General features: G+C 71.6%; 14 protein-coding genes. 8 read left to right on the top strand and 6 right to left on the bottom strand.

What is annotated here, in order from left to right:
- Window positions 1-158 precede the first annotated feature (158 nt).
- Window positions 159-1022, top strand: coding sequence for a helix-turn-helix transcriptional regulator (locus tag OG912_RS10420; RefSeq protein WP_327709107.1), 864 nt, complete (start codon window positions 159-161; stop codon window positions 1020-1022).
- A 167-nt stretch (window positions 1023-1189) separates the two neighbouring features.
- Complete coding sequence (locus OG912_RS10415; protein ID WP_327709106.1) at window positions 1190-2179, top strand: YihY/virulence factor BrkB family protein; 990 nt, start codon at window positions 1190-1192, stop codon at window positions 2177-2179.
- Here OG912_RS10415 and OG912_RS10410 read toward each other — a convergent pair.
- Window positions 2176-2679: a DinB family protein gene (locus OG912_RS10410; RefSeq protein WP_326738433.1), complete on the bottom strand. Its 504-nt coding sequence runs from the start codon at window positions 2677-2679 to the stop codon at window positions 2176-2178. The two genes, OG912_RS10415 and OG912_RS10410, sit on opposite strands and share 4 nt — an antisense overlap.
- Window positions 2680-3013: 334 nt before the next feature.
- On the opposite strand from OG912_RS10410, the gene OG912_RS10405 reads away from it, so the two are divergent.
- A complete protein-coding gene (locus OG912_RS10405) occupies window positions 3014-3607 on the top strand; it encodes a hypothetical protein (RefSeq protein WP_327709105.1) in 594 nt (197 codons plus the stop codon).
- A gap of 29 nt (window positions 3608-3636) precedes the next feature.
- Here the strand turns inward: OG912_RS10405 and OG912_RS10400 are convergent, their stop codons facing one another.
- A complete protein-coding gene (locus tag OG912_RS10400) occupies window positions 3637-4110 on the bottom strand; it encodes a DUF2871 domain-containing protein (protein WP_327709104.1) in 474 nt (157 codons plus the stop codon).
- A gap of 317 nt (window positions 4111-4427) precedes the next feature.
- Window positions 4428-4904: a hypothetical protein gene (locus tag OG912_RS10395; RefSeq protein ID WP_327709103.1), complete on the bottom strand. Its 477-nt coding sequence runs from the start codon at window positions 4902-4904 to the stop codon at window positions 4428-4430.
- Between the two features lie 220 nt (window positions 4905-5124).
- Between OG912_RS10395 and OG912_RS10390 the strand changes: the two genes are divergently transcribed.
- Together OG912_RS10390 and OG912_RS10385 are read left to right on the top strand one after the other, a co-directional pair.
- Complete coding sequence (locus tag OG912_RS10390) at window positions 5125-6735, top strand: Hint domain-containing protein (protein ID WP_327709102.1); 1611 nt, start codon at window positions 5125-5127, stop codon at window positions 6733-6735.
- Between the two features lie 45 nt (window positions 6736-6780).
- Complete coding sequence (locus OG912_RS10385) at window positions 6781-7305, top strand: hypothetical protein (RefSeq protein ID WP_327709101.1); 525 nt, start codon at window positions 6781-6783, stop codon at window positions 7303-7305.
- 18 nt (window positions 7306-7323) lie between these two features.
- Here OG912_RS10385 and OG912_RS10380 read toward each other — a convergent pair whose 3' ends face one another.
- From OG912_RS10380 to OG912_RS10370, 3 genes are all read right to left on the bottom strand, one after another.
- Window positions 7324-8091 (bottom strand): hypothetical protein, encoded by a 768-nt coding sequence (locus tag OG912_RS10380; protein ID WP_327709100.1) that lies wholly within the window; start codon window positions 8089-8091, stop codon window positions 7324-7326.
- 104 nt (window positions 8092-8195) lie between these two features.
- Complete coding sequence (locus OG912_RS10375) at window positions 8196-9380, bottom strand: hypothetical protein (RefSeq protein ID WP_327709099.1); 1185 nt, start codon at window positions 9378-9380, stop codon at window positions 8196-8198.
- A 504-nt stretch (window positions 9381-9884) separates the two neighbouring features.
- Complete coding sequence (locus tag OG912_RS10370; RefSeq protein WP_327709098.1) at window positions 9885-10256, bottom strand: DUF192 domain-containing protein; 372 nt, start codon at window positions 10254-10256, stop codon at window positions 9885-9887.
- Window positions 10257-10360: 104 nt separating this feature from the next.
- Between OG912_RS10370 and OG912_RS10365 the strand changes: the two genes are divergently transcribed.
- The 3 genes from OG912_RS10365 to OG912_RS10355 all read left to right on the top strand — a co-directional run bounded on the left by OG912_RS10365 (window position 10361) and on the right by OG912_RS10355 (window position 12620).
- Window positions 10361-11197, top strand: coding sequence for a prepilin peptidase (locus OG912_RS10365; RefSeq protein WP_327709097.1), 837 nt, complete (start codon window positions 10361-10363; stop codon window positions 11195-11197).
- A gap of 82 nt (window positions 11198-11279) precedes the next feature.
- Window positions 11280-12086, top strand: a complete 807-nt coding sequence (locus OG912_RS10360) for a class I SAM-dependent methyltransferase (RefSeq protein ID WP_327709096.1) — start codon at window positions 11280-11282, stop codon at window positions 12084-12086.
- A 75-nt stretch (window positions 12087-12161) separates the two neighbouring features.
- Window positions 12162-12620: a hypothetical protein gene (locus OG912_RS10355; protein WP_327709095.1), complete on the top strand. Its 459-nt coding sequence runs from the start codon at window positions 12162-12164 to the stop codon at window positions 12618-12620.
- Window position 12621 lies beyond the last annotated feature (1 nt).

Here is a 12621-nt window from a genome sequence, read left to right as displayed (position 1 = left end):
TCTGTGTTCCTCAGGGGTGGGGGGACGGGGCCGGTCGCCTCGTCGTGCTCCCACCCTGGCGGCCCGGGACCGGGCCACCCAGGGCCTGCCCGTGCCTGGGCACGGGATGACCAGGCTGCGGGGGCGAACTCCTTTGACAGGGCGGGAATACTGGGCCCATGGCACTGGACCGACGCGCAGAACTGGGTGAGTTCCTCCGGTCCCGCAGGGCCCGGCTGCAACCCGAGGAGCTGGGGCTGCCGGACTACGGGGGCCGCAGGCGGGTTCCGGGACTGCGCAGGGAGGAGCTGGCCAGGCTGGCCGGCGTGAGCGTGGACCACTACGTCCGGCTGGAGCAAGGGCGTACGCTCCACTTCTCCGAGGCCGTACTGGACGCCGTCGCGCGTGCGCTGCGACTGGACGCCGTGGAGCGTGACCATCTGCACCGGCTGGCCCGCCCCTGGCCGGGCCCCGGGCAGAACGCACGGACACCGGGGCCGCAGCAGGTGCGGCCGGGGCTGCGCCGGCTCCTGGACTCCGCCGGTGACGTGCCGGCGTACATCGTCGGCAGGAACACCGACGTGCTGGCCTGGAACAGCCTGGCCGCGGCCCTGATCACCGACTTCGGCGCGCTCCCGCCACGACAGCGGAACAAGGCCCGGCTGGTGTTCCAGGACGAGGGGATGCGCAGCCTGTACGCGGACTGGCGGGGCAAGGCGGCCGACGTCGTCGCCTACCTCCGCCTCGACGCGGCCCGCCACCCCGGCGACCCGGCGACGGCGGAGCTGATCGACGAACTCGGCGCCGGCAGCCCGGAGTTCCGTGAGGTCTGGGCCGAGCACCGGCTCAAGGACAAGACCCACGGGCAGTACGCGTACCTCCACCCCGTCGTGGGCCGCCTCGACCTCGGGTTCGAGACCTTGCGGCTGCCCGACGACCCGGACCAGGCGCTGATCGCGTACACGGTGGAGGAGGGTTCCGCCTCCGAGACCGCTCTGCGGCTGCTGGCGGCCTGGGCGCGGGAGAGTTTTCAGACGGTGTGAGAGGCGGCCGGCCCGCCCCGTGGGCGCCCCCGCCCGCCATCTGGAGGAATCGGGTGTACCGGGCGCCAACGCGAGCAGAAGAGGATGGGCAGTACACGGCGTCCCCACGGCATTGCGCGCGAGGTACCCGACCGTGCCGAACCTCCTACCTCCCCGGAGCCTCATCCGTGTTCAGCAAGACCAGCGGTACCGCCGCCGGGGCACCACCCCGCACGGACGGCCGCCCCGAAACGAGCCGTCCGGAAGCCGGGCGCCCCGGCAGTCCCGGGCCGAGCCGTCCCGAAGCCGGGCGCCCCGGCCGCCCCGGGACGCCGCGAAGCTGGCCCGTCGCGCTGCGGCGGACGCCCGTCTCCCTGTGGAACGACGACCTCTCGGACTGGGCGGCGGCCCTCACGTACTACGCCATCCTCGCGCTGCTCCCCGCACTCCTGGTGACGGTGTCCGTCATCGGGCTCGCCAATCCCCACGCCACGCACGCGCTGATCGCCGACATCACCGCCTTCGCCCCGGCGGAGTCCGGTGCCGCGCTGCGTCAGCCGCTGGAGGCCGCCACCCAGCAGCGCACCGCGGTGTGGCTGCTGGTCGCGACCGGGACCGTCAGCGCGGTCTGGTCCGCGTCCAGCTATCTGGCCGTGTTCCGGCGGGCGCTGCACGCGATGCACGGGGTGCCGGACACCCGGCCCGCCCTGCGCAAGGCCCACATCATCGTCGTCTCCGCGATGGGGCTGCTGCTGCTCCTGATGACCAGCGCGTTCGCCCTCGTGCTCTCCGGGCCGCTGGCCCGCTGGCTGGGGCACCGGATCGGGCTCGCGCATCTGGAGGACGCGGTGTGGGCGGTGCTGAAGTGGCCGGTGCTGCTCTGCCTGGTCGCCTGCCTGATCATGGTCCTCTTCCGGACCGGACCGGCCTCCGCGCGCGGCATGCGGCAGGGGCTGCCGGGCGGGGTGCTGGCAGCGCTGCTGTGGCTGGTCGCCTCGGCGGGATTCGCGCTGTACGCGACGTACATCGGGTCCTACAGCAGGCTGTACGGCTCACTCGCCGGGCTGGTGGTGTTCCTGATCTGGGTGTGGTTCACCAACCTGGCGCTGCTGACCGGCGCCCAGTTCAACGTGGAGCTGGACCGGGCGCGGCGAAGCGTTCCGGACGAAAGGTCCTAGTCGCCCGTGGTGCCGTCGACGATCTCGCGGATGATGTCGATGTGGCCGTTGTGCCGGGCCGTCTCCTCGATCAGGTGCAGCACGATCCAGCGCAGATCGGGGAGCTTTCCGTCCCGGCGCGGCTGCTTGGCCGGGGTGTCCAGGTCATGGGAGGCGACGAGCTCGCGGTAGCGGGCGCACTGCGCCTCGTACTCCGCGAGCACGTCGGCGATCGGCATGTCGACGGCGATGCGCATCTCGCGGTCGGGGTCCTCGTCCGTCCACGGGCCCTCGTCCTCCCCGCCGAGGAACTGCACCTCGAACCAGAAGTACTCGACCCAGCGGAGATGGTTGACGACACCCGCGAGGGTCATCAGGGGAGAGCCCGGGAGCGGTGCCTTGACCGCGTCCTCCTGCGAGAGCCCCTCGCACTTGGCCACGGCGGTGGCGCGGGCGTAGTCGAGGAAGGTGGTCAGCTGGGTGCGTTCGTCCCAGGCGGCAGGTGAATCGGTGCGTGTCATTGCCGTACACGATCGCCCGTCGGCGGTGGCCTGTCCACCGCTTAACGGCAGTCGCGGGCAAGCGGTGGACAGGGGCCGCGTGTCATGACGCCCACCGCCCATTGGGGTCCGCCGGTGGGTCCGTGGGCCCACGCACCGGACCGCGGTCCTCATTACGCTCGTGGTGACCAACCGTGAGGCCCTTGCGATGCCGCCCGACCGGCGGCGGGGCGGGTGCGCTCGCGTGCGCAGGGATTTCCACGCTCTACCTGACCAGCAGGGCGGCCACCTCTCATCCGGCATGTGCCGGGGTGAATCCGGGGTGCCCGGATTCTCTTCACGAGGTGACGTGTCGATGAGTGACGGATTCTTCTACTCGTACCATCTGGGCTGGAGCCGCCCCGACGCCGAGTGCATGCTCGGTGACCTGGAGGCCGCGGGTGTGCGGCCCGATCATCCGGTCACCCGGCGCATCACGCTGCTGGGTTCGGGGCCCCGGCAGACCGGCACCCAGTCCTGGGTGACCAGGGACCAGCTCGTGCTCCTGGCCGGCCTGCAACGGCTGGACCAGGTCGACTTCCTGCTCTGGCTGCGCAGCGGCTCCGAGGTCCCCGCGCAGGTCCGGCGGACGGACGACGGCACGGTGGCGGTGCAGTTCTCCCTCTGCGGCCTGGGCGGGGACGAGCGGGAGTCGGTCGTCCGCGCGGTGCGGGAGGCGATCGGGCGGGCGTCGGTGCTCTGTGTCGGCTTCGTGGTCGACCGGGAGGGCGCGTCGGAGTCCACCGACTGGAGGGGGTTCATCGAGAAGGGGACGGTGTACTTCGACCACTGGCCGGACACGCTCGCGGTGCGTCCCGAAGTGGCTGCCCTGCAACCGCAGTTGTCCGGAGTGAACTCGTTCGAGCAGTCCCCCTGGGTCGTGTACGGAAGTGATGTGCCCGTGCGCTAGGGCGGGGCCGGTGAGGCCGGGCCCATCGTTCAGAGGCGCATGGGACGCGAGGCGGCTTCCGCCTGTTCGCCTTTGCTCCCGTCCTGCCGTACGTGCTCGTTGACGCGCTTGCCGAGCAGGATGAACAGCAGGATGAGGCCGACGGTCAGCAGGATGTGGCCGAGCCCGGCGACCAGGGGCACCGCCTCGGGAATGTGGTCCTCGTCGCGGCCCAGCACGGTCAGGATTCCGTGCACTCCCATCATCCCGGTCGAGACGGCGATTCCGGCGTTGTAGAACCAGAAGAACGCGGTGAAGAGCCTGGCCCCCGAGAGCTGGAATACCTTGTCGAGAACGAGGACGACAAGGAAGACGATCATGCCCAGGGCCAGCAAGTGGGTGTGCACGAGACCCAGTTGCGTCTCGCCGTGGAAGTCCTTGATCTTCGTGAACTCGCGGTAGAAGAGCCCCGAGACGACGCCCACGATCATGTAGACGTGTGCTGCGTAATACGATCTGCGCACCGTGCATCCCCCTGAGCCGAACCGCATGTGATCGCGTTCATTCAAGCGCCCCCGGCGGGCCCGCATGACGGCTTCGCCGGAAACGGCAACGTGTCCCGGCTCACCCGTAAACAACTGCGCACTGCATTCCACGCGAGCGCCCCTGCCCGCGCAGAAGCGGGCAGGGGCGCATCGGTCCGGCAGTGGTTCAGGCGTCGGGGTTCTTGCCCGCGGCCACGTCGAGGACCCGGTCGAGCCGGCTCTTCGCGATCGGCTGCATGTCGGAGGTGACTTGAAGGGCAGTCAAGCGCGCATCAACGCCACCACGCCGCAAGCCATCAGAAGTACGGGGCGGCCTGCGGGGACTCCGCGTCGGTGTCGTCCATCAGCCGGTCCACGGACAGCCCCACCACCGCTCCCGTCGCCAGAGTGACCGCGGGCATCAGGACCCCTTCGAAGCCGGAGACCTGCGACGCCGACGCGTACCCGTAGCCGAGGGCAGCAAGCGGGACGACGAGCGAGGCCGACAGATACAGGGGCCGGGACGTGCGCCGTTCCCCGGGCAGGGTGCGGGCGGCGGCCAGCACGGTCAGCACGGTGGTGAGGACGACGGGTACGTGGCGTAGCCCCAGCCGCCAGGCGAAGACGTCCAGCCGTTCGTCGGTGGCCAGCAGGTCGATGAGCCCGTGGGAGATCACGTACCCGGAGACGACATGGACGACGGCGCCGGCGGCCCAGCACCGGGCCAGCGCGAACAGCACGCCCCCGCCCCCGCCGGAACCCTTTCCTCCCTCTGCGCGGCTTCCACCGTTCACGGTTCTCTCCCTCTGTGACGCTCGTCCCGCCGTCTCTCCCCGCACTGCCGAAATCCGGCTGTGCGCCAGGAGCGTACGGCCGGCGCAGGCGCCTGACCCGGGCCCGCAGCCCCAATGCCGGGCCCAGGCTGCCCGCCGGGCCGGGCACCCGCGCAGGGCGGGCGGGATTTGGGCCCTCGGGCCCAAGACGCCCGGCCGGAGCGGTCGTTACGGTCGGCCTATGCCATCCATGGGGGATTTGCGCCGGCGGTTTCGCAGGGTGCGCCGCGGCGTACGGCGGGCCGTGCCGCGCACGGGTGTGCGGCTTCCGGGGGCGCGCGGGCGGCGTGACCGGGGGCAGGGCGCGCTGGAGTACGTGGGCCTGACCCTGGTGGTCGTGGCGATCGTCGGTGCCCTGATCGCGACGGGGGTGGGGGCGGATCTCGCACAGAAGATGGGCGTGGAGGTCTGCAAGGTCACCGGCGGCGGGAACTGCGGCGGTGACGACAGCGGCCAGGCGCAGGACGACACGAACCGTCCGGGTGACGGGGACCCGGCATCGGACGAGAACCCCGACGGGTCGACGAAGTCACCCGAGCAGTCCGCGTACGACCAGGCCCTGAAGGATCTCCAGGACGCGCAGAAGGACGAGAAGTCCAACAGCGACAAGGCGATCGAGGCCGCGAAGGAACTCGCGAAGATCCTCGCCGACGAGCTCGGCATCACCGACGCCCTGGACTGCATCACCAAGGGCGACATGGGCGCCTGTACCGAGACCCTCATCAACGTCCTCCTCAGCCTCATCGGCGGCGCGGTCGGGAAACTCGCCGCGAAGTACGGGGCGCCCTGGAAGTGGAAGAAGGCCTACAAGCTCGTCCAGGCCCTCAAGAAGCACGGCGACGACCTCTACGACGGCCTCAAGGGGCTCATCAAGAGCCGAAAGAAGGTCAAGGAAGCCGAGAAGGCGCTGGAGGACGCGGGAAAGAAGCTCGACGACGCCAAAAAGCCCAAGAAGGACGACAAACCCGACGAGAAGAAGCCGACCACCTGCGCGGCGAAGCACAGCTTCCTGGCCGGCACGCCGGTGCTCCTCGCGGACGGCCGCACCCTGTCCATCGAGGCGGTCCGCCCCGGCGACCTGGTGACCGCCACCGACCCGGTGACCGGCAGGACCTCGGCCCGCCGGGTCGAGCGGACCATCACCACCTACGACGACAAGCACTTCACCCGGCTGACGGTCCGGACCGGTGGGCTGACCGCCACCGACACCCACCCGTTCTGGGTGACCGGCGAGCGGCGCTGGACGGACGCGGGCGACCTCGGCCGCGGCGACGCGCTGCGCACCGAGACCGGCGGCACGCTGACCGTCACCGGAGTCACGCGGTACACCCAGCGGCAGACGACGTACGACCTGACCGTCCAGGGCATCCACACCTACTACGTAGGCATCGGCTCCGGACACGCCCTCGTCCACAACAACGACTGCGACATGTCGTCGGACGAGGTCGACGCGGCGCGCAACCCCGGTGTGGGCGAAGGGGATCCCAAGAAGTTCAAGGACCACTTCCTGCGCCACAAGAAGGTGGTCGAGGACGCGCTGGGCACCAAGTACAAGAAGCTCAAGGAGGACGGTCCGCGATTCCGGGACGACATCGCGAAGGCCGTCAAGGACGGCACGTTCAAGCTGGTCGGCAAGGGCACGTTGAAGAAGGGCGAGCCCGAGGGGCTGATCTATCGTGGCAACGGCGTGACGATCGTCCTCAAGGAGAACGGCGACTTCTGGACCGCCCTCAAGAGCGGCGAGGGCATGGACACCGCCATCGAGATCACCAAGAAGGTGCCGGTGGACTAGGGTCCCTCGTTCGGAACAGGCCGGATCACGGAGCAGGGAGCGGACATGAGCGGTTGGACGACGGCGGAGACGGCACTGCGTGACCACCCCGTCCGCGACGTCCTCGTCCCCGGACTGCTGGACCGCGACGGGGAGTTCCCCGAATTCCGGCCGCAGCCCCTCGCCGTCTGGCTCCGGCTGGCCGAAGGACTTCTGAAGTTCGAGTCCGTCGGCCAGTACGACCGGCTGGACACCACATCGGTGACCGGCATCGAGTGGAACGGCATCGAACTGCTCGCCGAGGCCGAGGACGAGGTGATCGTCGCCTCGTACGGTGAGCAGCTCTTCGGCGACGGCCGCGACGAACTGCGCTGCACCCGCCTGCGCGTCTACCGCGTGCCGGGCGCCGCCGACACCGCGTGCACCTGCCTGGCCCTCGACTTCGAGGGCGGGCACACCCTGTTCCTCGACCCGACCTGGACCTTCGGCATCAGGATCGGCAACGCGTCGGACGAACAGCGCTGGCTGACGCTGTACGGCGCCGGGGGAGCCGCGCTCGTCGCCGAGGTGGCCCTGCCCGAGGGGGCGTGAGGCGACGCTGCGGCGGCGTCAGGGCAGCTTGGCGGCCTGGGCGGCGACGAGTTCGGCCGGGAGCTGCGGGGTCTTCGCCGTGAGGAAGTCCGCCACGTAGAACGTGACGACGGTCGACCCGGTCCGCACCAGCTGGAAGAGCAACGGCACCTTGTCCCCCTCGATGCTCCCGGTCACCTGATAGGCGATGCTCTCCTGGCCCGCCGGCGGCAGCGGGACCTGCTTGACCTCGGTGTACGTGGAGGGTCCGTCCTCGCCCGACGTACGGAAGCCGCCCGCGCAGGCCCGTACCGCGTCCCGGACCCCGCGCATGAGCTGCTGCGCCGCGTCCTCGGGGTGCGAGGTGAGGATCTCGGTGACGACGGTCTGGTCGTCCTTGCCCTCCTCCGACTTGTCCATGACGGTACGGAACACGGTGGCGGCCGCGGCAGGCTCGGGAGCACCGTTGATCACGGCCACGAGGGGCCGGCACTCCTTGTTCTCGGACCGCTCCGTACCGGTCTCCTCGCCGCCCTGCATGGGCGTGACCTCGTACGCCGCCACCTCGCCGGTGGTCAGTGCGATCCCGGCCAGTCCGGCCTTGTCGAGGACCTCACCGCTGCTGGTGGCGGAGGGACCCCCACCCGGCTTCGCACGCGCACTCGCGCCGGCGCTTGCACTCGCGCGGGGGCCCGCGGCCTTTCCACCGTCCTGCTCGGACTTCTTCTCGTCCGTTCCGCAGGCGACGGCCGCCAGGCAGAGCACTGCTGTGGTGGCCGCCACAGCTGCCGCACGTACCTTCGTCACTGACCGCTCCTGACCGGCGAACCGCTGCCGCCGACGCTGTTCCCGCACGTACTCGGCACGGTAACAACCGGAGCACACCGGTTGCTTGGGCCCACGGGCCCAAGTCACGGCGGGCCGGAACCGAGCAGCGTCCACGCCCCGTACGCCGCCGAGGCCACGGCGAGCACCGCGACGACGGTCACCGTACGGGCCGTGGAGCGCACCCGCGCCAGCGCGACGGCGGGCGGCAGCAGCAGCGGGAAGGCGGGCATCATCAGCCGGGGCCGGGAGCCGAAGTATCCGGAGCCGATCAGCGAGATGACGACGACGGCGATGCCGTACACGAGTACGGGCACCGGCTGGCGCTGTCGCACGCACAGCGACACCAGCCAGCCGAGTGCGGCCAGCGCCGCGCACAGCCCGAGCATGCCGGGCAGCGGCAGCCCGAGGATGAAGGAGGCAAGGGCCGCGCCGCCGTCGATGCTGTTGCCCCACTGCGCCTGCACGTCGAAGTAGGCGAACGGGCTGCCCTCGCGCACCGCGACGAACACCACGTACGCGAGCCAGCCCAGCGGCGCGATGACCACCCCGAGCAGCATCCGGCCGTTGCGGCGGACGATGCCGTCGACGGCACCGGCCCGGTACTCCCGTACGAGGACGACGGCCGCCGTGACCGCGAGGGCGGCGATCAGCGCGGCAGCGGTGGGGCGGGTCAGCCCCGCGAGCACGCACAGACCACCGGCCACGATCCATCGCCGGGTCAGCACGGCGTACAGCGACCAGGCGGCAAGCGCCGTGAACAGGGTTTCGGTGTACGCCATCGACTGGACGAACGCCGTCGGGTACACCCCCCACAGCGCGGCCAGCAGCACCCCCGCCCGGCGCCCGTACAGCCGCGCCCCGACGGCGAAGATCCCCCAGGCGGCGAGCAGCCCGGCAACCCAGGCGACCAGCAGCCCGGCGCCCGCGAGGCCGAGCGGGGTCACCTCCGCGATGCCGCGCTCCAGCGCGGGCAGCAGCGGGAAGAAGGCCAGATCGGAGTGGACGCCGACGTCCGGGAGCGTGACCGTGTACCCGTAGCCGTTCTCGGCGACCCGCTGGTACCAGATGGAGTCCCAGCGCTCGGAGAGCAGATGCAGCGCGTCCTTCCCGCCGACCGACGCGGCGGCCCAGAAGACGACGAGCCCGACGATCCGCACCGCGGCGTACACGCCGAGAGCCGGTGCGGCGGCGGCAAGGGCGGCGGCGAACCGCCCGCGCTCCGGGTGCGGCGGGGCGGGGGTGACCTGGGGGGAAGGGTCGGCGGACATACGGCCGATTATGTCCGCCGGGTGTCCGGGGCCTGGGCTGGGGGGTTCCGTCCTCAAGCGCCGGACGGGCTTAGTGGTGCGGGTGCCCCGCGGGGCGCTGTTGCCCGGTGGGTGGGGGTCCGGTGCCCCTCCGGGGCGTCTCCTCGGACGACGAACGTTCCGCGGGTACGTGATGGACCCGGGTATCTGTTCGTCGTCCTGCGGGGACTCCCCTGCACGGCCCCGGACCCGGCCGTCGTGCGTCTGCGGCAGTCATCGGAGCCGGTGTTCAGACGCAGGGGCGGCCGGGTGGGGGCGTGCAGGGGAGTCCCCGCAGAAAATGGCGTACGACCCGGGTCCCTGTTCGTCGTCGGGTGCACACGCCATTTTTGAGGAGTCTCCCCGGAGGGCCCCCACCCCCACCCACCGGACAGGGGCGCACCCCGCGGGGGACCCGCACACAAGCCCGTCCGGCGATTGAGGACGGAACCCCGCACCCAGGAACCCCGCACCACGGAACCCCGTTCAACCGGTCTGCGTGATCCGCACCTGCGTACCCGGCCTCAGCCCCCACGCCGCCATCGCGCCGGCCTCCGACTCGATCACATGCCGGGCCCGCAGCCGGGGCAGGCCCAGCCGTCCGGGCTTCATCGTGTGCACCGCCACGACGTTGAACTTCCGGTCCAGATAGGCCACATCGATCGTGAACCGCATCCGGAAGGAGTGCACGCTCCCGCAAGGCGTGATCATCAGCGCGCCGTCGACCCCGTCCTGGCCGAGCAGTCCACGGGTCCGGTGACGGTACGAGGCCGCGATGCGCAGCGGCACCACGGTCTCCCGTTCCCCGTCCCGGTCGGTGATCGTCAGCGTTCCTGTTCCATTGCTCCATCGAGCCATGGCCACGACCGTAGCGCCACGTGACGTGCCCTGGGTCCGGTTCGGCGAGGAGTGGGCCCCCGGGCCCATGGCCGGTGTCCGCGGGGCCGTCTAGGGTCTATGAGGTGTACGCCATGCTGATAGGGGTCGCCGCCCTCTGGGGGGCCGCGGCCGGACTGCTGGTACCTCGCGCCGCCTACCGGTTCTCCGTCGAACCGGACGACGCGTGGCGGGACGCGTGCCCCGCCGGTCACGCCCTCACCGGGCCCGGCCGCGGCTGGCTCGGCTCCACGCGCTGCACGACCTGCGCCGAGGCGGGCGCAACCACCGCCGTGCGCAAGGCAGTCGGGCCGGACCCGGCCGGCGACGGGACCGGCGAGTCCGACGGCCCCGACACCGCGCCGCCCCCCACCGCCCCGCGCTACGCCCCGCACATCCTCGCCCCCGTCGTCACCGCTCTCGCCTGCGCCGCCCTCGCCGCGGCCACCGGGACGCGCCCCGAGCTCGCCGTCTGGCTGCTGCTCGCCCCCGTCGGCGTACTCCTCGCGACCATCGACCGCCGGGTCCACCGGCTGCCCGACCGGCTGACGCTGCCGGCCGCGGCCGTGGCCGCCGTGCTCCTCGGCGTTGCCGCTCTGCTGCCGGAGCACGGTGGCGGCTGGCTGCCCGCCCTGCTCGGCGGCGCCGCTCTCGGCGCCTTCTACTTCCTGCTCTTCCTCATCAACCCGAACGGGATGGGCTTCGGCGACGTCAAACTCGCCCTCTCCCTGGGCGTGGCCCTCGGCTGGTACGGCTGGGCCGTCCTGTTCGTCGGCGGGTTCGCGGGGTTCCTGTTCGGGGCGGTGTACGGGCTCGGGCTGGTGATCATGCGGCGCGCCGGGCGCAAGACGGGCATCCCGTTCGGCCCGTTCATGATCGCGGGCGCGCTGCTGGGGATCCTGTTCGGCGGACTGGCCGCCTGAGAGACCCCGGACGGCCGCCGGCCGCAGTGGCGCGCCGTAAATGGCTTCGCGCTCGGTGGCGTCCGGCTGCCACCATCCCCGTATGACCGCAACTCCCGATGACGCGCGAACAGCCGCGCAAGCAGCCGAACGCGCCCGGTTCGAAGCCCTGGTCGCCGAGGCCGACGCCGTGTCCGTGGCCGGCTGGGACTTCTCCTGGCTGGAGGGCCGGGCCACCGAGGAGCGCCCCTCCTGGGGGTACGCCCGCGCCATGGGGGAGCGCCTCGGCCGGGCGCGGGCGGCGCTCGACATCCAGACCGGGGGCGGCGAAGTGCTCGCCTCCGCACCGAAGCTGCCGCCGCTGACCGTGGCCACCGAGGGCTGGCCGCCGAACATCGCCCGTGCGACCGCCCTGCTGCATCCGCTGGGAGCCGTGGTGGTCGCGGACGAGGACAAGCCACCGCTGCCGTTCGGTGACGCGGCCTTCGACCTGGTGGTCAGCCGCCATCCGGTGACCACGTGGTGGGAGGAGATCGCCCGGGTCCTGACCCCCGGCGGCACGTACTTCTCGCAGCAGGTCGGCCCGGCGAGCGTCTTCGAACTCGTCGAGTACTTCCTCGGCCCGCAGCCGCCGGAGGTACGCGCAGGACGCGACCCAGAGCAGGCGCGCGCCGCAGCCGGGGCGGCCGGTCTCGACGTCGTCGACCTGCGGATGGAGCGGCTGCGCACCGAGTTCCGCGACATCGGCGCGGTCGTCTACTTCCTGCGCAAGGTGATCTGGATGGTGCCCGGCTTCACCGTCGGCGCGTACCGGAACCGACTTGCCGCGCTGCACCACCGGATCGAGACCGAGGGGCCGTTCGTCGCCCACACCACCCGCTTTCTGATCGAGGCCCGCAAACCCGCATGAGGCCGAACACCCTTCCCGCGCCCGAAGGATGGCACCCTGGGTGCTGAGCGCACGCGCACGGGGAAGGAGCAGGCCATGAGGGTCGGCAACGACGAGGAAGCGACGCGCGGCCCGCGGCAGGGGAACTCCGAATGGCTCAGAGGGGCCAGGATCGTCGGCGTCCTCGGCATCTTCTACCGGCCCGAGGGGCGCATGGGGGAGCCGGAAGCGGTCGCCTTCCTGCTGGCAGACGGCCAGTCGGTGCTCCTGACCTGCGCGTCCGACGGCACCCTGCATGTGGGGGCGGGTACCTGGCCGCACCTTCCCGACTGGTGCGTACCCGCCGCCCAGTGGGAGTTCGCCGAGTTGGGGCGGCTGCCGCAGCCGCCCGACGGCGGCTGGACGGTGCTGCGCACCGAGGAGCGCAGGGACGACCGGGGCGAGGTGCACGAGGCCGTCATCCGCTGCGAGGGCGGCCGTTTCGTGGTGACGGGCGGCGACACCGTGGGCATCCGCTTCACCCGGGGCCACCGGGGCGTGGCCGCCACGACCTGAC

It is taken from the genome of Streptomyces sp. NBC_00464 (genome assembly GCF_036013915.1).
In the GTDB taxonomy this organism is placed as follows: Bacteria; Actinomycetota; Actinomycetes; order Streptomycetales; family Streptomycetaceae; genus Streptomyces.
This window is presented reverse-complemented; position numbering and strand designations above follow the sequence as displayed.

Excerpts from the sequence above, each read along its gene's own strand:
- OG912_RS10420 (WP_327709107.1), top strand. The coding sequence starts at position 159 with ATGGCACTGGACCGACGCGCAGAACTGGGTGAGTTCCTCCGGTCCCGC.
- OG912_RS10410 (WP_326738433.1), bottom strand. The coding sequence starts at position 2,679 with ATGACACGCACCGATTCACCTGCCGCCTGGGACGAACGCACCCAGCTG.
- OG912_RS10405 (WP_327709105.1), top strand. The coding sequence starts at position 3,014 with ATGAGTGACGGATTCTTCTACTCGTACCATCTGGGCTGGAGCCGCCCC.
- OG912_RS10390 (WP_327709102.1), top strand. The coding sequence starts at position 5,125 with ATGCCATCCATGGGGGATTTGCGCCGGCGGTTTCGCAGGGTGCGCCGC.
- OG912_RS10385 (WP_327709101.1), top strand. The coding sequence starts at position 6,781 with ATGAGCGGTTGGACGACGGCGGAGACGGCACTGCGTGACCACCCCGTC.
- OG912_RS10375 (WP_327709099.1), bottom strand. The coding sequence starts at position 9,380 with ATGTCCGCCGACCCTTCCCCCCAGGTCACCCCCGCCCCGCCGCACCCG.
- OG912_RS10370 (WP_327709098.1), bottom strand. The coding sequence starts at position 10,256 with ATGGCTCGATGGAGCAATGGAACAGGAACGCTGACGATCACCGACCGG.
- OG912_RS10360 (WP_327709096.1), top strand. The coding sequence starts at position 11,280 with ATGACCGCAACTCCCGATGACGCGCGAACAGCCGCGCAAGCAGCCGAA.
- OG912_RS10355 (WP_327709095.1), top strand. The coding sequence starts at position 12,162 with ATGAGGGTCGGCAACGACGAGGAAGCGACGCGCGGCCCGCGGCAGGGG.